Annotated in this window: 23 protein-coding genes; 11 read left to right on the top strand and 12 right to left on the bottom strand. The window is 69.7% G+C overall.

Translation table 11 applies throughout. From position 1 onward, the window contains the following. The first annotated feature begins 93 nt into the window (after nt 1-93). Together AB0B91_RS22050 and AB0B91_RS22045 are read left to right on the top strand one after the other, a co-directional pair. Nucleotides 94-1983, top strand: coding sequence for a hypothetical protein (locus AB0B91_RS22050; RefSeq protein WP_358322430.1), 1890 nt, complete (start codon nt 94-96; stop codon nt 1981-1983). A 49-nt stretch (nt 1984-2032) separates the two neighbouring features. Beyond that, a complete protein-coding gene (locus AB0B91_RS22045) occupies nt 2033-3622 on the top strand; it encodes a hypothetical protein (RefSeq protein ID WP_358322427.1) in 1590 nt (529 codons plus the stop codon). Nucleotides 3623-3630: 8 nt separating this feature from the next. Here the strand turns inward: AB0B91_RS22045 and AB0B91_RS22040 are convergent, their stop codons facing one another. Next, the gene (locus AB0B91_RS22040; protein WP_358322424.1) at nt 3631-4293 is read right to left on the bottom strand and encodes a rhomboid family intramembrane serine protease; all 663 of its coding nucleotides are present in this window, start codon (nt 4291-4293) and stop codon (nt 3631-3633) included. A gap of 101 nt (nt 4294-4394) precedes the next feature. Between AB0B91_RS22040 and AB0B91_RS22035 the strand changes: the two genes are divergently transcribed. The 3 genes from AB0B91_RS22035 (at nt 4395) to AB0B91_RS22025 (ending at nt 7916) form a co-directional block, all read left to right on the top strand. Continuing rightward, nucleotides 4395-4985 carry a DUF6461 domain-containing protein gene (locus AB0B91_RS22035; protein WP_358322422.1) on the top strand — a complete coding sequence of 197 codons (591 nt, stop codon included), beginning with the start codon at nt 4395-4397 and terminating at the stop codon, nt 4983-4985. A 153-nt stretch (nt 4986-5138) separates the two neighbouring features. Then, nucleotides 5139-5891 (top strand): hypothetical protein, encoded by a 753-nt coding sequence (locus AB0B91_RS22030; protein WP_358322419.1) that lies wholly within the window; start codon nt 5139-5141, stop codon nt 5889-5891. Between the two features lie 441 nt (nt 5892-6332). Continuing rightward, complete coding sequence (locus AB0B91_RS22025; protein ID WP_358322416.1) at nt 6333-7916, top strand: NAD(P)/FAD-dependent oxidoreductase; 1584 nt, start codon at nt 6333-6335, stop codon at nt 7914-7916. Nucleotides 7917-7954: 38 nt separating this feature from the next. On the opposite strand, the gene AB0B91_RS22020 is transcribed toward AB0B91_RS22025, so the two are convergent. Further along, the gene (locus AB0B91_RS22020) at nt 7955-9025 is read right to left on the bottom strand and encodes a LacI family DNA-binding transcriptional regulator (RefSeq protein WP_358322413.1); all 1071 of its coding nucleotides are present in this window, start codon (nt 9023-9025) and stop codon (nt 7955-7957) included. Nucleotides 9026-9100: 75 nt separating this feature from the next. Between AB0B91_RS22020 and AB0B91_RS22015 the strand changes: the two genes are divergently transcribed. After that, nucleotides 9101-9298 carry a hypothetical protein gene (locus AB0B91_RS22015; protein ID WP_358322410.1) on the top strand — a complete coding sequence of 66 codons (198 nt, stop codon included), beginning with the start codon at nt 9101-9103 and terminating at the stop codon, nt 9296-9298. Nucleotides 9299-9332: 34 nt separating this feature from the next. On the opposite strand, the gene AB0B91_RS22010 is transcribed toward AB0B91_RS22015, so the two are convergent. Both AB0B91_RS22010 and AB0B91_RS22005 read right to left on the bottom strand, forming a co-directional pair. Further along, nucleotides 9333-10178 (bottom strand): serine hydrolase, encoded by an 846-nt coding sequence (locus AB0B91_RS22010; RefSeq protein ID WP_358322408.1) that lies wholly within the window; start codon nt 10176-10178, stop codon nt 9333-9335. Nucleotides 10179-10248: 70 nt separating this feature from the next. Continuing rightward, complete coding sequence (locus tag AB0B91_RS22005; RefSeq protein ID WP_358322405.1) at nt 10249-10743, bottom strand: VTT domain-containing protein; 495 nt, start codon at nt 10741-10743, stop codon at nt 10249-10251. A gap of 149 nt (nt 10744-10892) precedes the next feature. Here AB0B91_RS22005 and AB0B91_RS22000 point away from each other — a divergent pair, with 149 nt between their 5' ends. After that, entirely contained in the window at nt 10893-11411 is a 519-nt protein-coding gene (locus tag AB0B91_RS22000) for a hypothetical protein (protein WP_358322402.1), read from the top strand. On the opposite strand, the gene AB0B91_RS21995 is transcribed toward AB0B91_RS22000, so the two are convergent. The 3 genes from AB0B91_RS21995 to AB0B91_RS21985 all read right to left on the bottom strand — a co-directional run bounded on the left by AB0B91_RS21995 (nt 11380) and on the right by AB0B91_RS21985 (nt 16756). Next, entirely contained in the window at nt 11380-14760 is a 3381-nt protein-coding gene (locus AB0B91_RS21995; protein WP_358322399.1) for a BTAD domain-containing putative transcriptional regulator, read from the bottom strand. The genes AB0B91_RS22000 and AB0B91_RS21995 overlap by 32 nt on opposite strands. A gap of 66 nt (nt 14761-14826) precedes the next feature. Next, entirely contained in the window at nt 14827-15888 is a 1062-nt protein-coding gene (locus AB0B91_RS21990; RefSeq protein ID WP_358322396.1) for a lysylphosphatidylglycerol synthase domain-containing protein, read from the bottom strand. 49 nt (nt 15889-15937) lie between these two features. Further along, nucleotides 15938-16756 carry a PIG-L family deacetylase gene (locus AB0B91_RS21985; protein WP_358322393.1) on the bottom strand — a complete coding sequence of 273 codons (819 nt, stop codon included), beginning with the start codon at nt 16754-16756 and terminating at the stop codon, nt 15938-15940. 39 nt (nt 16757-16795) lie between these two features. On the opposite strand from AB0B91_RS21985, the gene AB0B91_RS21980 reads away from it, so the two are divergent. Beyond that, nucleotides 16796-17902, top strand: coding sequence for a glycosyltransferase (locus AB0B91_RS21980; RefSeq protein WP_358322390.1), 1107 nt, complete (start codon nt 16796-16798; stop codon nt 17900-17902). Here the strand turns inward: AB0B91_RS21980 and AB0B91_RS21975 are convergent. From AB0B91_RS21975 to AB0B91_RS21965, 3 genes are all read right to left on the bottom strand, one after another. Next, nucleotides 17888-19345, bottom strand: coding sequence for a DUF2079 domain-containing protein (locus tag AB0B91_RS21975; RefSeq protein ID WP_358322387.1), 1458 nt, complete (start codon nt 19343-19345; stop codon nt 17888-17890). The genes AB0B91_RS21980 and AB0B91_RS21975 overlap by 15 nt on opposite strands. Before the next feature lie 90 nt (nt 19346-19435). Continuing rightward, nucleotides 19436-19816 (bottom strand): hypothetical protein, encoded by a 381-nt coding sequence (locus AB0B91_RS21970; RefSeq protein ID WP_358322385.1) that lies wholly within the window; start codon nt 19814-19816, stop codon nt 19436-19438. A 131-nt stretch (nt 19817-19947) separates the two neighbouring features. Then, nucleotides 19948-20487, bottom strand: coding sequence for a DUF1707 domain-containing protein (locus tag AB0B91_RS21965; RefSeq protein ID WP_358323553.1), 540 nt, complete (start codon nt 20485-20487; stop codon nt 19948-19950). Nucleotides 20488-20682: 195 nt separating this feature from the next. Here AB0B91_RS21965 and AB0B91_RS21960 point away from each other — a divergent pair, with 195 nt between their 5' ends. Continuing rightward, on the top strand, nt 20683-21621 hold the full coding sequence (locus AB0B91_RS21960; RefSeq protein WP_358322382.1) for an anti-sigma factor RsbA family regulatory protein: 939 nt from the start codon (nt 20683-20685) through the stop codon (nt 21619-21621). Nucleotides 21622-21661: 40 nt separating this feature from the next. Here the strand turns inward: AB0B91_RS21960 and AB0B91_RS21955 are convergent, their stop codons facing one another. Next, a complete protein-coding gene (locus AB0B91_RS21955) occupies nt 21662-22636 on the bottom strand; it encodes an aldo/keto reductase (RefSeq protein WP_358322379.1) in 975 nt (324 codons plus the stop codon). 245 nt (nt 22637-22881) lie between these two features. Here AB0B91_RS21955 and AB0B91_RS21950 point away from each other — a divergent pair, with 245 nt between their 5' ends. Beyond that, nucleotides 22882-23511, top strand: coding sequence for a DUF998 domain-containing protein (locus AB0B91_RS21950; RefSeq protein WP_358322377.1), 630 nt, complete (start codon nt 22882-22884; stop codon nt 23509-23511). Here AB0B91_RS21950 and AB0B91_RS21945 read toward each other — a convergent pair. Further along, nucleotides 23472-23837, bottom strand: coding sequence for a hypothetical protein (locus AB0B91_RS21945; RefSeq protein ID WP_358322374.1), 366 nt, complete (start codon nt 23835-23837; stop codon nt 23472-23474). The genes AB0B91_RS21950 and AB0B91_RS21945 overlap by 40 nt on opposite strands. A 58-nt stretch (nt 23838-23895) precedes the next feature. Between AB0B91_RS21945 and AB0B91_RS21940 the strand changes: the two genes are divergently transcribed. Continuing rightward, the gene (locus tag AB0B91_RS21940) at nt 23896-24378 is read left to right on the top strand and encodes a universal stress protein (RefSeq protein ID WP_358322371.1); all 483 of its coding nucleotides are present in this window, start codon (nt 23896-23898) and stop codon (nt 24376-24378) included. Nucleotides 24379-24426: the final 48 nt, after the last annotated feature.

The raw sequence follows: 24426 nt of genomic DNA, 5'->3' as shown, positions 1-24426 counted from the left end.
CTGGAGTTTGTCGCAGAATTAAAGGTCCATCACCGTCGTGGGTTCGGACAGGAGACGCGCATGGATGTCCCCGTACGGTCGAGCCTGGTTTCGTTGATCGATCAGTTCATCCAGGTGGCGGGCGGCTCACAGGTCAGACGGGACGCCGCTCGCCCGACTGTGATCCTGGAAGGCGTCGGTGGCTCCGGTCGCACTCGCGTGCTGGACGACACGTGGCGGCGATGGGCGAAGAAGACCCCGATCGTGAAGGTGGACCCGCTGGTCAGGGGCGACGACTCCGACTCCATGCGATCCGTGCTGACCGCCGTCATGCTCGGCCTCACCGCCGAGGCCCCCGGCTATCAGGTCTCCTTCCCCCGGGGCGTGCTGGCCCACATCGCGATGTCGGGACCGATCGAAGACGCCGATCCGAAGAAGAGCACCAGCGTCATGCGGCAGCGGATCAACGACTACCAGGACCCGAGCCTGGTGACCACGCTGCTGCGCCGGCTGCTGTCGCTGGCCGGAGGGTCTCTCGGCCTCGACGCCGCCGGCCTGGACAGGACCATCGAGGAGATGACCGGGCGGCTGAGCAGGTCGGGCCTGCGGTCGAGGCTGCTCTGGCGGGAGGCGTTGGCCTGGTTCGAGCACCAGGACCAGGGCTTCTGCCACGACCCCGAACACGCGCTGGTCCGGCTCAGTCTGCAGGCCGCGGTGCGGAACGTCGGTGTGCGGGAAAACGTCGACAGCCTGTTGATGGCCGCGCTGCTGGCCGACCTGCGCGACAGCTTCGACCGCGCGGTCAACCATCCCTCTCGCGCGGTCGTGCTGCTCGACAACGGCGACGTCCCCTCGGCCACCCAGTTCGTGAAGACCCTGGTCAAAGTACGCAACAAGCTGGCACGTCACCAGGTGCCCCGAGATCCCCTGACCGTGATCACCGCCAGCGGAGGGTACACACTGGCGGACGCGGTCGGCCTGTCCGGCCGGGCGGCGCAGTGGCCCGAGTCCGCGCTGACCCGCCTGTCCGCCGACGACCTCGACAAGTCCGGGCCGTGGCTGCGCGTGCTCCTCGAGGGCATCACCACCGACGCCATCGAGCACATCGTGGAGGCGGATCTCACCTGGTGGCCCTCTTCTCTCGGCACCGGCACCATCACCAGCGCCGTCCGGCGGCTCACCGGCGGGCATGCCGAGGCCACGGACCTCGTGCTCGCCCGGCTCCGGGACGATCCGGAACTCATCGACGACCTGGGACGGGTGCTCTCGGAGCGCCTGCCGGACCTGGAACAGACGATGGACGCCTACCTGATCAACAAGATCACGGTGGATCTGAGCCCGCGGCGGCGCCTCGACGAGCATCTCAGAGGGGCTCTGATCACGCTGGCCGGGGCGCGGGACAACGATGAGGCGCAGTGCCTGACACCGCTCCTGCACAACACGGTCCAGGGCGAGCCCATCCTGCTCGTCTCACCGTCGCTGTGGCCCATCTCCTCAGCTGAGGAGGGTCCATGGGCGATGGCGCCGTTCGTCCGCTTTCTGCTGCTGCGCGAACTGGCCGCGCGCCCGGACAGCCACCAGGCCTGCTGGACCAGAGTCTTCGAACGGCTCCGTGACCACACGCCGGATCAGGACATCCGCGGCAGACTCCATCACGAGCTGGCCCTGGGCAACCGCGAGACCGTCGTCGCCGAGCTGCTGAGTCTGCTGGACAAGGTCTCGGGCATCGAGTGGCTCGACTGCCTCGATCGGATTGTCGCCACGCCCGATCTCCGACCGCGACCCGCTTCCGCGCATGTGACGACGGAGCCGCGCTGCGCGGCGGTCTCCCAGCTCGTCACCGCTCTGCGGCAGCTCGCCGACCCCCTGCTCAGTGACCGGGGGCTGTGCCGCGGCCGCTACATCATCGCCGCCGAGGAGTGCAGGCGGCTCTCCGACGTGGATCCGCTTTCCTTTCTCAAACGCGCCCAGAGTTACCAGAAGCTCGCCGATGCCCTCGCCTGACCGCGGCACTCCGTCCTCGCCCGGGATCCGCCGACTGGAGCCGACAACCATGAGCACCCGCACTTACCTATGGCGGATCTGGCCGAATCGCGAGCGGTTCCCGAGGGAGTGGTGGCACTGGTGGCGCCCGCTCGGCGCCGTCATGGCCTTCGGTGTCCTCATCCCAGGCGTGGTGAAGGGCGTTCCGTGGCTGTCGGACCGGTTCTCCTGCGGGTGGCAGCCGCTGTACGGCGTATGGAAGCAGGAGGGTGAATGCGTTGGCCTCACCGCGGGGCCGTACGCTTTCGACCGCCGCGAGCTGACGGATGTGATGAGCAAGGTCGCGCGGCAGAACGAGGCGGCCAAGGACGGCTCGTGCGCTTCGGGTGCCGAGGCGGTGTGGGTCGGCGCGCTGCTGACCCTGACGTCGGCCGAGAGCGGCGGCCAGGCGTTGCACCAGCTCGAAGGCATTGTCGCGGAGCAGGCGAACGCCAACGGGAACAAGGCCGAGTGCGTGCATCCGATAAAGCTGCGGGTGGCCCAGATGGGCGCCGGCGAACAGGCGGCGACCAGGGTGGCCGAGCTGCTCGCCGACGAGGGCGTCGTCGCCGTGACCGGCATGGGGCTGAGCCGGCAGGAGACGGCGGACGCCGCCCAGGTGCTGGCGCAGCGCAAGATCCCCATGGTCGGCAACGTGATCACGGCCGAAGGCTTCGATGCGAACGGCTCGCAGCAGGACAGGCCCGACTACGGGCGCTGCGACCCATCACATACCTACAAGGACGGCATCGGCCTGGGCTATTTCTACCGGGTCTCCTACCGCAACGCGGTTCAGATCGAGCAGCTCGCCAAATACCTGGGGCCGGGTAGGAGAACGCTCACCTTCATCATGACGCCGATCACCATGGACGACCCGTACACGTGCACGACGCTGCCGCTCGTACATGCGAGGTTCGACCCGAAGTCGCGTCCGCTGCAGGAGGTGAAGTTCGACCCGGGGGACCCGGCGACCGTCAAGCAGTCGGCGCAGCGCGTCTGCGCCGGCGTGGGGCCGGTGAGCGTCTTCTACGCCGCGCGGGCCACCCATTTGCCGCAGTTCCTCAAGAGCATCGCGGACCAGTCCGAGCTCGGTCAGTGCCGCTTCACCAGCATCACGGTGCTCAGCACCTCGGACGCTGGGCGGATGCGGGCCGCGGAGGTCGATCCGAATCTCGAGCAGCAGCGTGTGGCGGCCCTGAGCACCCCGATGTTCGTGGATGGGACCGTTCGCCTGATCTACACGCCGTTGGCCGACCCCGACCTGCTGCCGAAAGAAGGAGGAATGAGGGTCCTGCGGCAGTCGTTCGCCGCGCTCGGCTTCGATCCCGCGCATCTGGACAGCGGGTGGGCGATCGCGGGCTTCGACGGCATGGCCGTCGTCGCCGGCGCCGTCAACACACTCACCGCGAAGGAGCCGGTCGTCTCCTCCCGGATCAACGCCGCGCTCGGTGGATTCGTCCACGGCGGCACGGCGGTCGGCGGCGCCAGCGGGAACATCACCTTCGACAACTACGGAAACCGCGACGACTCGGCGCCGAGCGTCGTGCGCCTCTGTCCGGCCAAGGGCGGCGGCGAGCCCAAGACGGTACGGGTCTACCCGGCTCGCGCGGGCTGCCTTTGAACACCTGGTCAGAGTCCGAGGTCGTCCAGTTCCTTCAGCAGCGCGGATCGGGGGTTCTGTTCCGGTGCGGCCGGAGCCGGCCGGGCCCGGCTGCCGCGGTCGCGGAACAGCCAACCGCCCACCACGCCGGCCAGGAAGCCGAACAGGTGGGCCTGCCACCCGATGCCCTCCTGGGGCAGCAGCCCGGCGAACTGATAGGCGAAGCACAGGGCCATGACCACGCCCACGACGATGTCGATCAGATGCCGGTCGAATATGCCGCGTACCAGGGTGTAGCCGAAATAGCCGAAGACGACGCCGCTCGCGCCTACGCCGACCCCCCGTGGATCGGAGGTGAACCAGGCGCCGAGTTCGCTGACCACGATGATGAGTCCCGTCACGCTGAGGAACTTGGCGACGCCCCGATAGGCGGACAGGAAGCCGAAGATGAACAGCGGCCCCGAGTTGGCCTCGATGTGTTCCCAGCTCCAGTGCAGGAATGGTGACGACACCATGTTCGGCAGGGTCGCCGGATCCCACGCCCGCACGCCGTAGTCGTAGCTCAGCGCGTAGCCCGAGGCCCAGTTGACGATCTGCAGCAGCCAGATGACGGCGAGAAACCCGACCATCACCCAGAAAGCCTTGCGGGCTTCCGCGATCATGATCTCGGCCGTACGACCTTTGGCCTCCACCTGGTTCCTCCTCGGCCGTCCGCGTCTTGCGAGCGGAACCAGTATCGGGGTAAAAGATCACGAATTCAGCATGGCGGAGAACCATCAATCGAGGAGCACATATGCACGCTGCCCGTGATTCCTGGGCGCAGCTCGACGAGTTCATGTGCGCCACCTGGATTTCCGGCGCCACAGTGGCGGAGGTCGTCCAGGCCTTCGACGCCCGGAGCGAGGACTTGACCCATCCCCGCGCGGTGACCGTCCAGGATGAGGCCGAAGACGGCTTCGCGTCGGACCCCGTCGGCGTGCGCCTGCTCATCCGCGAGGTCGCGGGGTGGGTGACGGTGCTGGAGGTGCGGAGCAGCCGCGGCGCCGACGACGCGGTGCTCGCCGCACTGTCACAGGGCGGGCAGGCGCTCAACATCGTCGCCGGAGAGCGCGGCACCTACCTCACGTACGCCGTCCAGGGCCGCATCACCCATGACTTCGACGCCGACGACATCGGCGAGGACGACCTGGCTGACGACCCGGAGGTGCGGGAGATCCGCGACTGGGCGAACGGCCTCGGCGTGGACGTCCACGAGTGGAGCGAGCATCCGAGAGGAGCCGCCTTCTACCTGGCCGAAGCCATCACCGGAACGGAGCTCGACGACTCCTGGGCCGTCGGCGAATGGATCGGCGTGCGTCTGCCGGGTGGTTCGCCTGCTTCCTGACCGACGGCCGGATTACTCGCGGATTTATATCGACTGGAATGCGCGGTGAATTTTCCGCTTAATGGTAACGATGAGTAAGGTGCGTCTTGACGGGGTCCTGGGCCGAAGTTACTTTGTGCGCATGATCATGAAGAAATCGCGGAAGCGTACGTTATGAAAGCGCCGTTTCGCGGCTGGCGGCACGTGCTCACGACGTTCTTACTCGTGGCGGCGACCCTGGTCATAGGCCAGGGCGCCGCGTACGCGGACTACCCCGGCGACCAGTGTGACGACACGGCGCAGGACGACATCGTCACCGTCAGCGGCGAGACCTGGATCTGCGGCTATGACGGGGACATCGACGACTACATCTGGAAGCCCGAGTTCGAGGAACTGGGACCGCCCAACTACTGGATCTTCAGCTACGGCTGGGCCACCTCCAGCACGGGCAACTACGAGCACGGCACCCGGTCACGGATGGAATTCCTGCCGGACGGCGTCCACACCGGGGGCGACGACTTCTCCTACCGCAACGGCAGCCGGTGGCGCACCACCCACATCAGCGAGAACCTCCTCTACTACTGGGACGGCGGCACCTGGGTGCAGTGCGGCGGCACCGGGCAGGTGTCGGGTTCGTCCTCGTTCACGTTCGCGCCGACATGGGGCTGGGGCGGCGCCTGCGGCGAGAGCCGGTACTACGCGACGACCGCCTGGTCCTGGCAGTGGACCGGATCGGCGTGGAACGGCTCCTCGGCGTGGTCGGGCTTCATCTGGGTGCCGTGCCGGGGCTGCCTGGCGGCGGCGGACAAGCCACCGGCCCCCACGGGACGTCCTCCGGCCGAGCCACCCCAGCCACCGATCGGACCACCGGGACGCCTGAAGCTGCGCCCACCGACCGGCACGACCCCGCAGTCACTCCGAATGTGAGAAACCCTGCCCACGCGGAATGCCGCCACCCGGCGGGTGGCGGCTACCTCTTTGGCGAAACGGGCCCTGGCCTGCTCCCTTTCCATCCGGCTGAGCCTGAGCGGCTTGATGCCACTCGGCTGCCGCCCCCGTCGCAGACCTCGCAGACGGCCCCCTGTCCGCCGGAGCCGGGCCGCCTGCCGCGCCAGTGATCGCCCACCTGCCGATGGGTTCCTCGGGCGAATGGTGCTTGAGCCATCGAGCCCCCCGCCTTCGATGGAGGAAGTAGCCATGCGCGCCTCGGGCCGCAGGTGGGACCCAGCGTAGATCGAGGGACGGACCGGGCGCCTCAGGGCTCGGCCAAGGGATACCCCTAGGACGGTCCGCCGCGATCTCCGCAGTCCGCCTGACGGCCGTGTTCTCCTATAGGGGAGGACCACCTCGACCGCCGATGGAGGAGCGATGCCCCCAGGATCGACCGACCACGACGTGATCATCATCGGTGCGGGCTTCGCGGGCCTGTACATGCTCCACCGCCTGCGCGGCCAGGGCCTGTCGGCTCGCGTCCTGGAGGCGGGCGGTGGTGTCGGCGGCACCTGGTACTGGAACCGGTACCCCGGAGCCCGCTGCGACGTCGAGAGCCTCCAGTACTCCTACTCCTTCGCCGAGGACCTCCAGCGCGAATGGACCTGGACCGAGCGGTACGCCACGCAGCCCGAGATCCTCCGCTACCTCGATCACGTCGCCGACCGCTTCGACCTGCGCCGCGACATCGAGCTGAACACCCGCGTCACGGCCGCCTCCTGGGACGCCCCCGGGGCGTGGGTGGTCGAGACCGACGGTGGCGAACGATTGTCGGCCCGCTACCTCGTCACCGCCGTCGGCTGCCTGTCCGCGGCCAACCTGCCCAGGCTGCCCGGTTCCTTCCGGGGGCCGAGCTACCACACGGGACGGTGGCCGGCCGAGGGCGTGGACCTCGCCGGGCGGCGGGTGGCGGTCATCGGCACCGGTTCGTCGGGTATCCAGTCCATTCCGGTCATCGCGGAGAGCGCCGAGCACGTGACGGTGTTCCAGCGGACGCCCAACTTCAGTGTCCCCGCGCGCAACGGGCCGCTGCGGCCGGAGGACGACCAGTGGTTCAAGGCCAACCACCACGAGCTCCGTCACCAGCTCCGTACCTCACACAGCGGGCTCTTCACCAGCCCCAACCCCGACTCCGCCCTGGCGGTGACGGAGGAGGAGCGGGGACGCGAGTTCGAGGCGCGGTGGGAGCGCGGCGGCCTGGCCTTCCTCGGCGCGTTCTCCGACCTGATGATCAGCGAGGAGGCGAACAGAACGGCCGCCGACTTCGTCCGCGGCAAGATCCGCGCCACTGTACGGGACCCGGCGGTGGCCGATCTGCTTCTCCCCGGCGACCATCCCTTGGGCAGCAAGCGCGTCTGCGTCGACACGGGCTACTACGCCGCCTACAACCGCCCGGACGTCACCCTCGCCGACCTCAGGACCGCACCCATCAGGGAGCTGACCCCCGGCGGCGTGCGTACGGCCGACCGCGAGCATCCGGTGGACGTGATCGTGTACGCCACCGGATTCGACGCGATGACCGGGCCGCTGCTGGCCATCGACATCCGCGGCAAGGGCGGGCTGTCGCTGAGGGAGAAATGGCGGGCGGGGCCCAGGAGCTATCTCGGGCTGATGAGCGCCGGCTTCCCCAACCTGTTCACGATCACCGGGCCGGGCAGCCCGTCGGTGCTGAGCAACATGATCGTCTCGATCGAGCAGCATGTGGACTGGATCGCGGAGTGCCTGGATCGGCTGGGCGGGCGGGCTCTCGACGCGGATCCGCTGGCTGAGGACGCGTGGGTGGAGCAGGTGAACGAGATCGCGGGGCTGACGCTGTTCCCTCGGGCGAACTCCTGGTACATGGGGGCGAACATCCCCGGGAAGCCTCGGGTTTTCATGCCGTTTGTCGGCGGAGTCGGCGTATATCGGGATATATGCGCCGAAGTGGCGGCCAATGGCTACCAGGGATTCCTTCGGGACTGAGGGGCGCTCGACCGTACGCGAGGTCAGGTCAGGTCAGGTCAGGGAGCGGGTGCGGCGGTCGAGCCGCGGACGACCAGCTCGTGCGCGAACAGCAGCCGCCCGTCCTCGGCGAGTGGCGGCGGTTGCCCGTGTCCGGCGCCGGCCAGCAGCAGGTGGCCGACCGCCGCGCCCATCTCCTGCTGGGGCTGCCGGATCGTGGTGAGGCCGGCCTGCTCGGCGGCGCTGTCGGAGAACCCGACCACCGACAGGTCGCGCGGCACGTCGAGCCCCAGGTCGGCCGCCGCGTCGAGGATGCCGAGCGCCAGCACGTCGGTGTTCGTCAGGATGGCGGTGGGCCGCGGGTCCCTGCCGAGCAGCGCGTGGCCCGCCTTCCTGCCGGCCTCCCGGGAGTTGCGGGTCAGTTCGTAGAACGGCACGTCGGCCCAGGCGATGCCCGCGTCCTCGCATGCCGCCTGGTAGCCGCTCCGCCGCGCGCGCATGGCCTCGAACACCGCACTCCGCTGCCTGGTGACGTCGGCCCAGCCGGTGTAGCCATCGTCGTGCAGCCCGACCATGGCCACGCCGATGCGCCGGTGCCCCAGGCCGAGCACGTGGCGCGCGGCCTCCGCCCCGGCGGCGGGCTCGTCGATCCCCACGAACGGGTGGCCGCGCACGTACGGTTCGTCGACCACCACGACGGGCAGCTTCCTGCCCAGCACCTCGGCCAGCGCGGGATGCCCGTCGGGCAGCGAGACCACGCAGAACGCGTCGACCACGGCGTCGCGTACGGTCTCGGTCCGCCTGTCGCCGTGCGGCAACGGCAGGATCAGCAGCCCCACGCCCGCGTCCTCCGCCGCGGTGGCCAGCCCCTGGAAGAAGCCGATGGAGTAGGGGTCGGCGAAGGCGTACGCGAGGGTCTCGCTGAACAGCAGACCCAGCGCCCCGGCCCTCCCCAGGCGCAGCGACCGCGCGGTCGGGTTGGGCCCGGCGTAGCCGAGTTCGTCGGCCACCTCCATGATCCGCCGCCGTAGCCCGTCGCTGAGCTGGTCGGGCCGGGAGAAGGCGTAGGAGACCGTGGCCCGGGACACGCCCAACCTGTCGGCGATCGTCTGCAGCGTGACTCTGGCCATGCGCCAACCGTATCGCCCGGCCTTGCCGGACTCCTCTTAATCGATTAAGGTCTTAATTGATTAAGGAGGAAAGACATGGATGCCATGCAGGTCCTCGCGCACCAGACCGCGATGGGTCACGGGCACAGGTTGGCGGAGGCGCTCCCGGGGGCGCCGATCAAACGGTCACCCGACAAGGCCGGGGTCCGGGTACGGCTGGCGCACACACTGCGCAGAACCGCCGACCGTCTCGACCCCGTCGCCTGGCCGGAAGTGGCTACGGGCCGGCGATGACCTGGCCGGTCGCCAGGTCATCGCCGTCGCCGGGTCAGCTCCCGGCGATCTGCTCGCCCGCGTAGTCGAGGAGCTTCTCGGCCGTGCTGAAGCGGCGCGCGTCCTGGTCCCCGAGGAGTACGCCCACCACCTGCCGGCCGCCGCGCTCTCCCGCGAACAGCAGACAGAATCCCGCCGCGCTCGTGTAGCCGGTCTTGACGCCCAGCACGCCGTCGGCCTGCTTGAGCAGCTTGTTGGTGTTGCGCCAGGTGTGCGCGCGGTGCGCGGCCGTCTTGGTCACCTTGTGCACGGTCTGCCCGACGACCGTCCTGAACGTCGAGTCGCCGAGCGCCACCTGCGCCAGCTTGACCTGGTCGACGGCCGTGGAGTAACCGCCCTTGGCGGGGTTGGGCAGGCCGTCGGCGTTGGTGTAGCGGGTGTCGGCCAGGTGCAGCCGCTGGGCCGCGGCGTTCATCTTGGCCACGAACGCCGCGTTGCCCGGTCCGTACGTCCTGGCCAGCGCGCTGGCGGCGTCGGCCCCCGACGGGAGCATGAGCCCGTACAGCAGATCCCTGACCGTCAGCCGCTCGCCCTTCTTCAGGGAGGCGGTCGTGCCGTCGTTCGTGGTCGCGTGCTTGACGTCGGCCGCGGTGATCGTAATGGTGTCACCCAGTTTGGCCTCGTGGAGCACCACGTAGGCCGTCATCACCTTGACGAGGCTGGCGACCGGCACCCGGCGCGTCTCGCGCTTGCTGAAGTGGATCGTTCCCGCCGAATCGATCACATATGCGGACTTGGCCGCCACTACGGGTGCGTCCGCCGCCTGCGCGGCAGTCGCGGGCAACGAGACCCCGACGACCACGGCGAGTACGGTGGAGCCGATGAAACCCCCAATATGCATGCCTGACATGGTCGCAGGTGATCACCGCTAAGTATGCCGAACTCCCACTCAAGCCGCGAAATCCCCGGTGTCAGGCGGCCAGTGCCTTGTCGGCCCGCTTCTTCCTGCGCCACACGATGAACCCGACCGCCCCGCCGACGAACAGCACGGCCAGGACCGCCGCCGTGATCGGTGACCGGGCGGCGACCTGGAACCAGGCCCAGATCAGCGCGGTCAGCCCGAACCACCAGATGGGCGCCCAGGTCAGGCAGCCCAGCGCGCTGGCCACGACGTACCAGGGGTACGAGACGCGTAGCGCCCCGGCGACCCACGGCAGCGTGTGCCGGAGCATGGGCACCCAGAAGCAGCCGTAGACCGCGAACGCCCCCCACTTCTCGACGACGCCCTCGACCTTCGCGATCCGATCCCGGCCGAGCTTCACACCGATGCGTGAGTCATACAGTCGCTCGCCCAGTTTGCGGCCGATCCAGTAGTACGCCTGGAACGCGCCGAACAGGGCGATGATCAGCACGACTCCGAGCCAGATCGGCCCCACGGGATCGATGGTGATCGCCAGATGTCGCATCAGGACCCCCACACCCCGTCGCGCGTTTTAGGTCAGGCTTACCTTAGTTCAAGGGGCAAGCCGCCGCCACAGCAGGGTGCAACTCGCCGACAACCAGGGTTCAACCACCTTCGCATACACCTGTAGGTGAGTAAGAAGGAGTGTCGATCATGGCAACGAGAAGCAGTGCGGTTCTGGTCTCCGGCACGGCCAACACGGCCAAGCTCTTCGTGGCGGCTCTCGCCTTCACCGGAGCCTATGTCGGTTTCTCGGCCTACGACACCGCCAGCTCCGCGCCGCGGCCCGCGCAGACCGTCACTTTGTCGGCCCGCGAACTGCCCATCACCTCCTCGCTCAGCACCCGGACGTCGCAGCCCGCCAAGGCGGGCAAGGTCAGCGTCAGCGCGCTGCCGGGCGACGCCGGATGCGTCAAGACGTTCGTGGCCCGCAGCGTGGTCGTCAACCCCGACCCCGACCGGACCGTCATGTACGGCTGGCGGCTGGCTCGCTGGAGCGCCGACACCCACACCTGGAACGTCTACTTCGTCGACTACGACGGCTTCGCCGGCGACGAGCAGGCCGTGGACTGGCGGACCAGCGTCTCGGCCAACCCCGGCTGGTATCGCATCGAGCTCACCGTCGAAGGCGCCAGGACCGTCAAGAGCGACCGCTTCCAGGTGAGTTGCTGACCGACCGCTGCGCCGCCTCCACCCAGCGCGGCACGCCCATCCGCTGGGCCACCTCCAGCGCCTTCTCGTAGTGGGCCCGCGACGCGTCCGGCTGGCCCAGCCGCACCGCCAGGTCGCCGAGTGTCAGCGCCACCGGCCAGAGGGCCACGACGCCGGTGCCCGCGCCGGCGATGCGGTCCGCGAACGGCTTGAGCTTGTCGTAGCAGTCGATCATCCGTTCGCGGTCGTCGAGCAGCATCCCGGCCAGTGCCCGCCAGGTCATCGCCAGCTCGTACAGGAAGTCGGGCCGCACGGGCGGGCGTACGGCGGCCACGGCCTTGGCGTCCGACACGTGACCCGCCGAGGCGAGCGCCAGCGCGTAGGCGTCGAGGGTCCACTTGGCGCCGCGCCGGTGGGCCTCGGAGAGCAGCCCGACCGTCTCGGCGGCCCGGCCGTCGACCAGGTGCAGGCAGAACGTGGTGATCAGCGGCAGGTCCTGGCGGCCCTCCAGCATGCCCGCCCGCTGGGTCATCCTGGCCGCGTCGCCGTATGCCCGCTCGGCACCGCTGTAGTCGCCGGCGATCATCAACCGCTGGCCCGCGTACCAGGCGCAGACGGCCGCCGGGGCCGACAGGTCGTACTGTCTGGCCAGCCGGTCGGCCGCGGCGGCGTGCTCGTCGGCGACGGCGAACTCGCCGCGCGCCGCCGCGCATTCGAGCAGCACCAGGTGGGCCAGCGCCTGCGTGGCCATCTGCCCGGACCGCTGGGCGACCTCCAGCAGCTCGCGGCCGATGCTCTCGCGGGTGTCGACCGCCGGGATGTCGTAGGACTGGCGCAGCCGCCCGCTGAGGGCCGCCGCGAGCAGCGTCGGGTCGCCGCTCTGCCTGGCCAGCTCCAGCGCCTCCAGCGACGCCTGTCGGCCCCGCTCGGGCGACGAGGAGCCCTCCAGCTCCAGCGCCAGCGTGGTGAGCAGGCTCGCGCGCAGCGTCTGCTCCCCTTCGGGGAGCTCCATCAGCGCCTTCTCGGTGACGTCGACGATCTCCCACGCGGTGCGGGTGAAGTCGCGGGCCATGCCCTTGTGCGGCACGGCGAGCGAGGCCGCCACCCGCGCGGTGATCTCCAGGTCGCCCAGCGGCAGCGCGGCGTCCATGGCCTGGCGGCGTAGCAGCCTGGCCGCCGTCATGTCGCCGCACAGGGCCAGGGCCCTGATCTGGCGGAGCATGAGCTGCAGCCGCTCCTTGGTGTCGCCGCCGGCGCGGTCGAAGGCCGCGATGGCCTGCTCCCACAGCGTGGCGGCCTCGCGGTGCGCGAACCTGCGCTCGGCCTGCTCGGCGGCCAGCCCGGCGTAGTGGACGGCCTTCTCGGCGGTGTCGGCGAGGAAGTAGTGGTGCGCCAGCGCCGCCACGTCGGACGGCGTGCGCCGCTCGATGACCGCCGCGACCGCCGCGTGCAGCCGGGTGCGGCGCAGCCGCGACGCGTCGGAGTAGATCGTGTCGCGCACCAGGTCGTGATCGAACCTGAGCAGCCCCGGCCCCGGCTCGGTCACCAGCCCGGCCAGCAGCGCCGCCTCGACCGCCTCCACCACGGCGTCCTCGTCGCCCGCCACGTCGACCAGCACGTCGACGTCGACGTCACGGCCGATCACCGCCGCCTGCAGCAGGATCTGCTGGGCCCCGGCGGGCAGCCGGGAGATGCGCCGCCGCAGCACGTCACGTACCCCGGTGGGCACCCGCGACAGCACTTCGGCCGCGCTGGCCCGGTCGGCCGCCGCCTCGGAGTCGAGCAGGCGCACGGTCTCGCGCACGAAGAACGGGTTGCCGCCGGTGCGCTCGACGATGGATTCGACCGCGTCCTCGTCGATCTCGCGCACGCAGGTGGCCCTGACCAGCTCGCCCACGGCCTTCGGATCGAGGCCGGACAGCCCCACCCGGACCGGGCCGAGCCGGGCGAGCGCGGCCAGCACGTCGGACTGGCGGTCGTCGAGCTCGCTCTCCCTGCACGTGACCACGAGCAGCACCCGGCTGGTGGCCAGCAGGCTGGGCAGCGCGCGCAGCAGCGCCAGCGTCTGGTCGTCGGCCCAGTGGAGGTCCTCCAGCGTGAGCAGCACCGGCGCGCGCCGCGCCACCCCGGCGAGGTAGCCGCCGACCGCCCGGTGCAGCCGGAAGCCGCCGGACACCTCGTCGTCGTCGGGGTCGGGGTCGGCGTCGTCCAGCAGCGGCGCCAGCAACTGGGCGTATTCGCCCGCGCCGGTCACTCCCACCAGGGTGCGCAGGATCTCCACCCACGCCCAGCCCGGCGGTGTCGCGCTGGAGTCCGGGCAGGCGCCGGACGCGGTGATCCAGCCGTCGCCGGTGAGCTTGCCGTCGAGCTGGCGCAGCAGTGTGGTCTTGCCCGCGCCCGCGACGCCCGCGACGATCGCCACCTGGAACCTGCCGGTGCGGGCGGCGGCCGTGGTGAGCCTGGCCAGCTCGGCGTCGCGGCCGACGAACGGCTCGGGCTCCAGCGGCGGCGGCTCGATCGGGGCGGCGGGCCTGGGCGGCCAGGTGTCGGTGGGCTGCTGCACGGGCCTGGACGGGCGCGGCGCGAGGCTCAGCTCCAGCTCGGGTGACTGGGCCAGGATGTCGGACTCCAGCTTGCGCAGCGCGGGCCCCGGGTCGATGCCGAGCTCGTCGGCCAGGATGCTCCTGGCCCGGCGCAGCGCCGCCAGCGCGTCGCCCTGCCGGCCGCAGCGGTAGAAGCCGAGGCCGAGGAGCCGCCAGCCCTCCTCGCGCAGCGGGTGCTCGGTGGTGAGCGCCTCCAGGTCGGGCACGGTCTCGGCGGGCATGCCGAGGCGCAGCCCGGTGTCGGCGTGCCGCTCGCGCGCCACCAGCCGCAGCTCGGTCAGCCGGTTGACCTCGGCCTCCGCCCACTGCTGGTCGGCGAAGTCGGAGTAGGGGGTGCCGCGCCACAGGCCGAGCGCCTTCTCCAGGCGGGCGCGGGCCGACTGCGGATCGCCCTCTTCGAGGTGCTCGCCCGCGGCCCTGACCAACTGCTCGAACTTGAGCGCGTCGACCTGGTCGGGCGCCACCCGCAGCGCGTAGCCGGAGGCGACGGTCACCAGCAGGCGGTTGGGCCCGCCACGCGGACGGCCCGGCTCCAGCACCCGGCGCAGCCGGGAGATGTAAACCTGGAGCCCCGACTGGGCTCCCTTGGCCGTGTCGTCATCCCACAAGTCGTAAAGGAGTGTGTCAACCGGCACGACCTGACCTCTGGCCACGAGAAGTCGGGCGAGGACGGCCCGCTGCCGCAACCCGCCGAGGTCGAGTTCGTCGTCGTGTTCGTACGCCTCGACTGGCCCCAGAACTCGGAACGCCACCATGTCAGCCGCCACGCTATGCGGGCTTCCGAATCACGCACAAGAGCCGTGATTGATTAACGCCGGTTGGGTTTGGGATTGTCACTGAGGGGCCTTCGAGATCGCGGACGGGGGCTCCGCTTCGGCGTTCCTGGCGTTGCGCCTGCGCAGAAGCGCCCACGCGCCAAGTGCGAGGCCGCCGAACGGGATCTCGATAGTGTAAGTCCAGAAGCCGAAGAGCAGTGCGGTCGCGGTCGCCGGAGCGGCTGCCACGCCGAAGGCGCCGGTCATCAGCACCACCACGCCGCTCTCCATGATGCCGGCGCCGCTCGGTGTCACCAGGGCGCTGGTCAGCACGCGGGACAGGGCGAAGACGGCGATCGACTGGGCCAGCCCCGGATAGGCGCCGGTGGCGTGCATGCAGACGACCATGATCGCCCACTGGAAGCCCAGGAAGAAGATCATGGCCAGCGACAGCGCGATCGACCGTGACTTCACGATCTCGGCGGTGTCCTTGCGCAGCCGGTTGAGCGCGTCGGAGGCGTGGAACTTCAGTCTGAGCAGCCGTACGAGGAAGTCGAGGCCCTTGCCCAGGAGGGCGGCGGCGCGGTCCCAGTAGAGGGCGGCGGCCACCACCGCGCAGAGCGCCAGGATCGACACCGCGCCCACCCAGCCGGCCTTGGCCACCGTCGGGTTGGGCGCCTTGCCGGCCGCCAGCAGCGCGATGATGCCGACGGCGGGCAGGATGAATCTGAACAAGGTGTTCCAGATGCCGCTGACCAGGGTCATCACCACGATCGGCCGGTTGGCGAACCCCCAGCCCCTGGTCATCCCGAACGTCAGCGCCACCCCGGCCGCGCCGCCGAACGGCAGCAGGTTGCTCACCGCGCTGCCCGCCGCGTTGAGCGCGAGCGCCTGCAGGTTGTTGAGGCCCGGCAGCGAGTTGGTGAGCACGAAGGTGTAGGCCAGCAGGCTCAGCAGCCAGAGCGCGCTCATCAGCGCGATCGTGCCCACGCTGAGGGTGCCGAAGAGCTTGCCGATCTCGTGCCAGGACACGGGTTTGCCGGTCAGCGAATGGACGATCTGCGGCAGGTAAACGACGAGGACCACGGCCAGCGCGAGGGACAGCGCGGACAGCGTGATCTGGAGCCATCTGTTTTTCATCGGGGTACAGTCTGCCGGTCGCGGGGGCGGCCCGGATCATACTGGGGACTCATTTCGGCCACTGGTCCAGGGGATGACGGAGGCGGGTGCCGGGTGGGAGGTCGCGCCGTACGTACCATTCGGTGCCGAAGACGAGCCGGTAGAGGGGGCCGGGCACCTTGAGCATGACGGCCAGTGTGCGGTCGCTGTCGCCGCCGGTGGCCTGGGAGGCGTGCGCGGACATCGACGCCCGCTTCTGTTTCGCATATTTCCGGACATTGACCCGGTGGGTGATCGTCTCACTCGCCGAGTAGGCGCTCTCGAAGGTCCGTACGTCGAACTCGGGCGGGAACCGGTAGAACTTGCCCGCCAGCTTCAGCAGCCTGACCAGCGGATCGCGGTTGACCGTCGCCTCCAGCACGACCGGCGTGCCCGCGATCTCGGCCGCCCGCCGGCCCACCCGGTGCACCTGGACGTGGTCGGGATGGCCGTAGCCGCCCGCCGGGTCGTAGATCGACAGCAGGTCGGCCCGCTCCTCCTCCAGGATGGCGGCCAGCTTTCCTGCCGCCTTCTCGGAGTCGGCGTCGATGAAGGCGTCATCGGGACGTTCCTCGGCGCTTCCGCCCTGCGGGCTCAGGCCCGAGTCGCCGTAGCCGAGGCACTCGACGCGGGCGCAGCCGAGCAGCGCGGCCGATTCGTACAACTCCTTCAGCCGGGTGGCGCGCAGCTCCTCGCCCGGCCCCATCTCGGCCAGGCCGCGCTCGCCGGCGGTCGCCACCACGAGGACCACGCGGTGACCTTCGGCCGCGAGCATCGCCATCGTGCCGGCCGTCAGCAGGGCCTCGTCGTCGGGATGGGCGTGGAAGAACACAGCGGTACGTGGAGGCACAAGGCCCAGATTAGTCTGGGAGGGGTGCGGATCTTTCACGTGAGTGACTGTTACCTGCCGCGACTCGGGGGGATCGAGGTTCAGGTCGCCGACCTCGTGCGTACGCAGCGCGAGGCCGGCCACGCCGTCGATGTGGCGACCGCGACCAAGGGTGAGCCGCTGCCCGGAGTCCACCGGATCGTCGCCAGGATGCCCTTCGACCTGCCGGTCCACCCGTTCGGAGTGGGGCATCTCACGCGGCGGCTGACCTCGTCGCGGCCCGACGTGGTGCATGTGCACATGGGGGCGGTCTCGCCGTTCGCCTGGATGGGGGTGCGGGCCGCGCGGCGGGCCGGAATTCCGTGCGTGGTGACCGTGCACAGCATGTGGGATCCCGTCACGCGTGGCGTCTATCGGTTGCTGCGGCTGGCGTACGGCTGGCAGAGCTGGGGGTTGGTGGGCACCACGGTCAGCAACGCGGCGGCGGCGCCGATCCGGTCGGTCGCGGGGGAGGGGGTGCCCGTGCACGTGGTCTCCAACGGCCTCGACCTGTCGGGCTGGCGCCGCTTCGCGGCCGGCTCGGGAACGGCGTCGGAGGTGCGGGATGAGGTGCACATCGTGGCGGTGGGGCGGCTCGCGCCGCGCAAGCAGCCGGTGCGGCTGCTCAAGCTGCTCGACATGGCGCGCTCCCGGGTCCCGGCGGACGTCCCGCTGCGCGCCACGGTGATCGGCGACGGGCCGGCGCGTGCCCAGATGGAGCGGTATCTGGCCAGGCACGGCATGACGGGCTGGGTCTCGCTGCCCGGACGCTACACCCGCGAGAAGATCGCCAAGGTGCTGGAGTCGGCCGACGTGTTCGTGGCGCCGGCGCCACGCGAGTCGTTCGGGATCGCCGCCCTGGAGGCTCGTGCCGCTGGGCTACCCGTGGTGGCGCGGGCCCAGAGCGGGGTGGCCGACTTCGTCCGGCACGGCACGGAGGGGCTGCTCGGCCGCACCCTCGGCGACCTGGCCGACGCCGTGGCCCGCCTGGCCACGGACCCCGAGCTGCGGCAGGGCATGATCGCCCACAACCGCGCCGTGCCCCCGTCGGCGGGCTCCTGGCCGACCGTGCTGGCGGGCTTCGACCAGGCGTACGCGGAAGCTATTGGATCATCACCTGCGACGTAACACCACATAGCCATCGTGGTCGTACACCTTCGTGTAGCCCTCGGTCACCAGCCGGTCCACCTGGGCGCGCTGATCGTCGGGGGAGCCGAAGGGGTACTGCCAGCGCGCCGTGTCGGCCACCACCCAGTCGGCGCCGTGCGACTGGCCCGTCCAGAGCAGGACCGTGGTGCGGGACGTCAGGGCGGGCCCGAGGGAGTTCGCCGCCTCGACGGTGACGCCCCGCGGGACCTTGGCCACCGCCTCGGCGGCCGACGCGGTCGCGATCTCCTCGGCCTTGTAGAAGCTCGGATGGTAGAGCTGGTCCAGGGAGAATCTCGGCACCAGAGTGAGCGCGACCACGCACGCGCCGGCCGACCAGGCCAGCTTGAGCGAGCGGTCGTCCGAGCGCTTGAGCCGGCGCAGCAGCCTGCACAGCCCGTCGACCCCGGCGCAGAACAGGATCACCACCGTGAAGGCGTTGTACTGGAAATCGGCCCGCCACCACAGCTCGCGGTCCGACAGCATGCGTTCGAGCAGGTGCGGCAGCGCGACCAGCGACAGCGGCGACAGCAGGCAGAGCAGCAGCGTCGGCCAGGCAAGCAGGAAGAGCGTGTCGACCTTGGTCTCCTCGCTGAACGGCAGGAGTAAGGCGGCCAGCGGGTCGCGGAGCAGCGTCAGGATCGCGCTGGGCGCGTCGGGCCCCAGGTGGCCGTAGGCCCAGAAGTCCGCGCTCTCGCCGCCGGCCAGCGAAATGAGCGCGCCCCGGGTCAGCATGACCCCGCCGAGGCCGATCGCGGCGCAGCACAGCCCGCGGAACCTGTCGCCGGTGACGAAGAGGTAGAGGCCGAAGCCGATCACCGTGAGTCCCATGTCCTCCTTGACCAGGAGGAGCCCGCCCATCGCCGCGAAGGCGGGCAGGAAACGGTCCGCGTGGTAGCGCTCGATCATGATCGCGGTGAGCAGCGGGACGAACATCACCTCGTGCGCGTCGAACGCGATCGCCTGCGCGACGGGCCACGACAGCGCGTAGGCCACGGCGACGAGGTAGGCCGGGGCGGTCCCCAGCATCCGCCTGGTGAACAGCCAGATGAACGGGATCGCGGCGGCGAACAGCAGCGCCTGCGCCACGATCAGCGAGGCCGGGCCGTCATGGATCCAGTAGAACGGCGCGAGCAACGCGTAGATGGGCGAGAAGTGGTCGGCGAGCTGGAGGTAGTCGAGCCCCCGGTCGTGGAAGGCGCCGACCATCGGGATGTACGGCGGCCGAAAGTGCGCGTAGTTGCGCACGGCCTGGTCAACGATCACCAGATCGAACGTGCTGGCGCGATAGGTGGCCAGCTTGACCAGGCCGAGCACGGCGTAGACGGCGGCCGAGACCACGGCGATCAGCCCGACGCGCAGGCGGTTCGGCGTGATCCGGGCCGTCCAACGGGCGACGCCGGCTGCCAGAAATTCCCCCGTCACGGGCAGCAAGAGTAGACCGGTTTCACCTGAAGCGCGGTAGGGCCGCCGCACCGCGCCGCCCCCCGCGGGCGGTGCGGCGGCTGCGGTTCATCAGCCGCAGGCGCTCTGGATCTTGGCCGTGGCGGCCGGGATCTTCGCCATGGCGTCGGTCGCGGAGGTCGGGTTCTTCGCGTCGATCTTGATGCCCTCGAACACCGCACCCAGGTCATTGAGAGCCCCGGCCAGGTCGCCGTCGTACTTCCCGGCGAGGGTCTTGAGCTTGTCGGCCGTCTCCTGGGTGGCCTTGTTGAGGGCCTTGGGGTCGGCGGCCGCGGTGCCCATGGAGGTGGTGAACTCCTGGGTGATCTTGTTCACTTCCGTGGCCGCCTCGTTGCAGTTGACCGCGTTGCCGATGGCACCGCAAGCGGTGGTGAGGCCGGCAAGGGAGAGCGTCGCGATCGCGATGGCGATCCGACGACGAGGGGGAGTCATTGGTAATGCCCTTCGTTGCGTTCAGTGACGAAGCGACATTATGGAGCAACCCTTGATCCTTGGTTGCACCTCACTAGCACCATCTGTATCAAGTCGTTGTAAAGCGGGGCTAACCAGCGGCTAATCACCCATCAGTGGGTGAACCACCGCTTACGCGGATAGCGGACCGCCAGGCTCCCGTACTTCGTCTCGCCGCTCACCACCACATAGAGGGCGCCCGGCTGGGCACGGCCAGGTACGTTCGTCGTCACGGTGCTGCCCCAATCCGTGTGGAACCTGTCGATGTCGGCGGCGGCGCCGTCGGGCAGCACGATCTTGGCTGAGCCGTACTTGAGGTCGAGGTCGATCTCGACGACCGGATGGGGGATGACCGCCTCCGACAGGTCGAGCTCGACGCTGCCGTACTTGGAGGCGACCCTGAGCCTGTGGGGGACCGCCCAGTCTCCTGAGCGCTTGATGTGGCCGTTCTTGGACTCCAGCTCCACCACCTCGTCGACCGGCGGCCCGTCGGCCGGCAGGTCGGCGATCAGGCCGAGCAGGTCGCCGTAGGTTCGCGCGGTGAGGGCCAGTTCGAGCCGATCCTCCAGCTCCAGCTGGGTGAGGCGGCCTTCCATGAATGCTTCCTGCAGCTTTCGCGCACCACGCTCGCGATCCTCATCAGAGACGCGCATCTGCAAATCCGACATGTCCCGAGCATAGGTTCGGCTGATTCAGAACGGGAGGCGTCGGCCGGAGGGCGTACGCAGATCGAGGGGGAGCGGCCGGGGGGAGGGCTTCGTGGGCCGCACGATCTGGAGTTTCTTCATAACACCTGGATACCCAACGGATTGCCGTAAAGACCTCATCGCGAGGTAGCTTGAACTGTGATGGCGGCCGACCCCTTTGTGCACCCGGCACTCTTCTACCGAGGAGATCGGGAGTATGTGGCTGCCACCACGGCTTTTGTCCGTGAAGGGCTGAGTTTGGGAGAGCCTGTCGCGGTCGCCGTGCCGCCCAAAAATCTCGCCTTGATCCGGGCCGATCTGGGGTCCGAGGCCGACGAGGTGCTCCTGCTCGACATGACCAGCGCGGGGCGCAATCCGGGACGCATCATCCCCGCCGTGCTCCGCGAGTTCGCCGACCGCCACCCCGGCGGTCACGTACGGATCATCGGCGAGCCCATCTGGCCGGGCCGCACCGTGACCGAATATCCGGCCTGCGCCCAGCACGAGGCACTGATCAACTACGCCTTCACCGGCCGCCACGTCACGATCCTGTGCCCCTACGACCTCGACGGGCTCGATCCCGAGGTCATCCGCGAGGCCGAGCGGACCCATCCCGTGCTCCGTGACGGCTCCGGCGAGTGGCACAGCGGCGACTACGCGCCCCAGACGGTCGTCGACGGGCACAACCAGCCGCTCGGCGAGCCCGCCGACTTCCTCTCGCTCCGCTTCGACCACACCAACCTGGCCGCCGCGCGTGGGCTGGCCGCCAGGCGGGCCGCCGACCTCGGGTTCGGCCGCGCCAAGCTCGACGACATCCGTCTGACGGTCGCCGAGCTCGGCGCCAACAGCCTCGATCACGGCGGCGGCTCCGGGCTGATCAGGATCTGGACCGAAGCCGACCGGCTGGTGTGCGAGATCAGCGACACAGGCCACATCAGCGACCCGCTGGCCGGGCGGATGCCGGTCGATCCGCGCACGCCCGGCTCGCGCGGCCTGCTGATCGTCAACCTGCTCAGCGACCTGGTCCGCGTCCACACGCGGGCCGGCGCCACTGTGATCAGGGCCTACTTCGACCTGCCCGGCTCACGAGCCGATCACTGACCCGCCCGGCTCACGACTCGATCGCTGACATGTCCGGGGCTTACGACTCGATCGCTGACATGTCCGGATAACGTGCGCCGCGCACGGCGTCAGCCGGTACGGCCCGCGCCAGCTCGGCCAGCTGCTCGGCGGTCAGCGTGATCGAGGCGGCCGCGGTGTTCTCCTCCAGATACTTCAGCCGCTTGGTGCCCGGGATGGGCACGATGTCCTCGCCCTGGGCCAGCAGCCAGGCCAGGGAGAGCTGCGCGCCGGTGATGCCGGCCGCCGCGGCGATCCGCAGGACCTCGGCGGTGAGCCGGGCGTTGTGCTCGGCGTTCTCACCCGAGTTGCGGGGCAGCCACTTGCGGAAGTCGTCGTCGGGCAGCTGGTCGGCGGGCGCGAGCGTGCCGGTGAGGAAGCCGCGGCTGATCGGCGAGTACGCCACCAGCGCGATGCCCAGCTCGCGGGCCGCGGGCAGGATCTTGTCCTCGATGTCCCTGGTGAACAGCGAATACTCGCTCTGCAGGGCGGCGATCGGGTGCGTGGCCGCGGCCTTGCGCAGCGTCTCCGCGCCTACCTCCGACAGGCCCAGGTGCCTGACCTTTCCTTCCCGTACGAGCTCGGCCATCGCGCCGACCGACTCCTCGATCGGCACCTGGGGGTTGCGGCGGTGCATGTAGTAAAGGTCGATGTGATCGACGCCGAGGCGCCGCAGCGAGGCGTCGCAGGCGGCCCTGATGTACTCCGGGGTGTTGTCGATGGAGCGGCTCTCGCCCTCGCGCCTGATGCCGAACTTGGTGGCCAGCACCACCTGGTCGCGGCGGTCCTTGATGGCCCGGCCGACGAGCTCCTCGTTATGCCCACTGCCGTACATATCAGCGGTGTCCAGAAAATTCACGCCAAGCTCAAGAGCGCGGTGAATGACGGCTATCGACTCATTTTCATTGCCTTGGCCGTAAAACTCAGACATGCCCATGCAGCCGAGTCCGAGAGCGGAGACCTGCGGGCCACCGGTGCCGAGAGTGCGCTGGTTCATAGTCATCCTCTGTAGGCTTCTTTCCGGGTAGAGCTACAGACTGGCCCTTAGAGCGCGCTCTAAGTCAAATCGGCTACCGCCGACGGTACCTACCCTGAGGGGGCCTACCCCACCCAGGGGTGGTTTCCCGCAGGTCAGCGGGCATCCGCCCGAACTGCTACGACCAAGGTATTAAGGGGTCGTTCAGGGCCCGTTCGGGTCGATCTCCGATACTCCGGAAGCCCGTATTCCACGAGCTTTGAAGCATGAAGGCATTGCTTCTCAGCGGATTCGCGGCCATCGGCACCGGGGCCGGCGCCATGCTCACCTTGCACGCCGAGTCGGGTCTCGACCCGCTGCACAGCGTGATCAGCGAGTACGCCTTTCAGCCCCTCGGGTGGCTGCTGCCGACCTCGCTGACGCTCTTCGCGTTCGGCTCGGCACTGATCGCCGAGTCGCTGCGCCGGGCCGGAGCGAGCGTGTGGGTCGTCCTGCTGCTGCTGGCGTGGGGCGGGAGCATGTTCCTGATCGGTGCCTTTCCCACGGACCGCCCGGGCGTGCCGCTTTCGCTGTCGGGAGGCATCCATAGGTATGCCGCCTTCGCCGCTTTCCTGGTGATGCCGGTCGCGGGGATGCTGCTGGCCAACGCGCGGGTCCGGTACGCCAGGGCCGTACGGGTCCTGAGCGCGGTGGCGCTGGGCGCGCTGCTGCTCGTCGTGGTCCCCTACGTCGTGCGGATGTTCGGCATCCCGCTGTCCAACGACGAGATCCCCGCCGGGCTCACCCAGCGCCTCGTGGTCGTCACCGAGATCGGGGTGCTCGCCCTGGCCGGGTTGTCGCTGCTCAAGCCGTCGATTCAGCGCTCCCAGGGCGGCGTGTCGCCCATCTTGGCGTAGTACTTGGCCAGGTGCGACCTGATCCGATCGAGGTCGCCCTTCGGCACGTCGACCCCGCCCCTGGCACCGTCGACAACCCCGGCGGCGGAGATCACGGCCCGCGGGACGACCTTCAGCTCACCGCCCACGACGTCGGCGATCGGCAGCTTGTAGCCGCCGAACTCGTCGGCGTTGTCGTCGTCGTACCAGAGAAAGGCCTGGCGGTACTTCTCGTCCGGCCCGTCCTCGGCGCCCGCCCACTTGCGCACGCGTTTGTCGGCCGCCGCCGCGTCCCACTCGCGGTCACGGTCGGCCAGAGGCAGATCCTTGAATCGAGTGACTGTCATATCCGCTGGCTACCCAGCTCGTGGGCGTGAAACGGCCCGCTCGGGAAAGAGCTCGGCTATGGAAGCAGCTGAAACGACCATTCTGATCGCGTACGACGGCTCGGACGACGCCAAGGCGGCGATCGCCTTCGCGGGCACGCTGCTGGCCGGCCGGCGCGCTGTTGTGCTGACCGTGTGGGAACGCCTGGGGATGGCCTCGGTGCGGGCGTCGGCCGGGTTGATGATGCCCATCGATGATTCGCCCGTCGAGGACGAGGCCGTCGGACAGGCCATGAGGCAGCTCGCCGAACAGGGCACGGAGCTGGCCAGGAAGGCGGGGTTCGACGCTACGCCGCGTTGTGAGCCGGACGCGCTCGCCGTGTGGTCGGCCATTGTGGAAGTGGCGGACGAGGTCGGGGCCACGTTGATCGTCACCGGGACGCGGGGGCTGGGCGGGGTGAAGTCGCTGCTGCTCGGGAGCACCTCCGACCGGGTGCTGCACCACGCGCACCGGCCGGTGCTGGTGGTGCCCGCACCGGACAAGCCGGACGCGCCGGATTAGCCGGGGTGCCGTTCGCCGGGCGGCCTTTCGCCCGTGGTTCTTTTGTCG

It is taken from the genome of Nonomuraea sp. NPDC049141, from assembly GCF_040648415.1.
Taxonomy (GTDB): Bacteria; Actinomycetota; Actinomycetes; order Streptosporangiales; family Streptosporangiaceae; genus Nonomuraea.
Note: the sequence above shows the minus strand (reverse complement) of the source record. Positions and strands in the feature narration are given on the sequence as shown.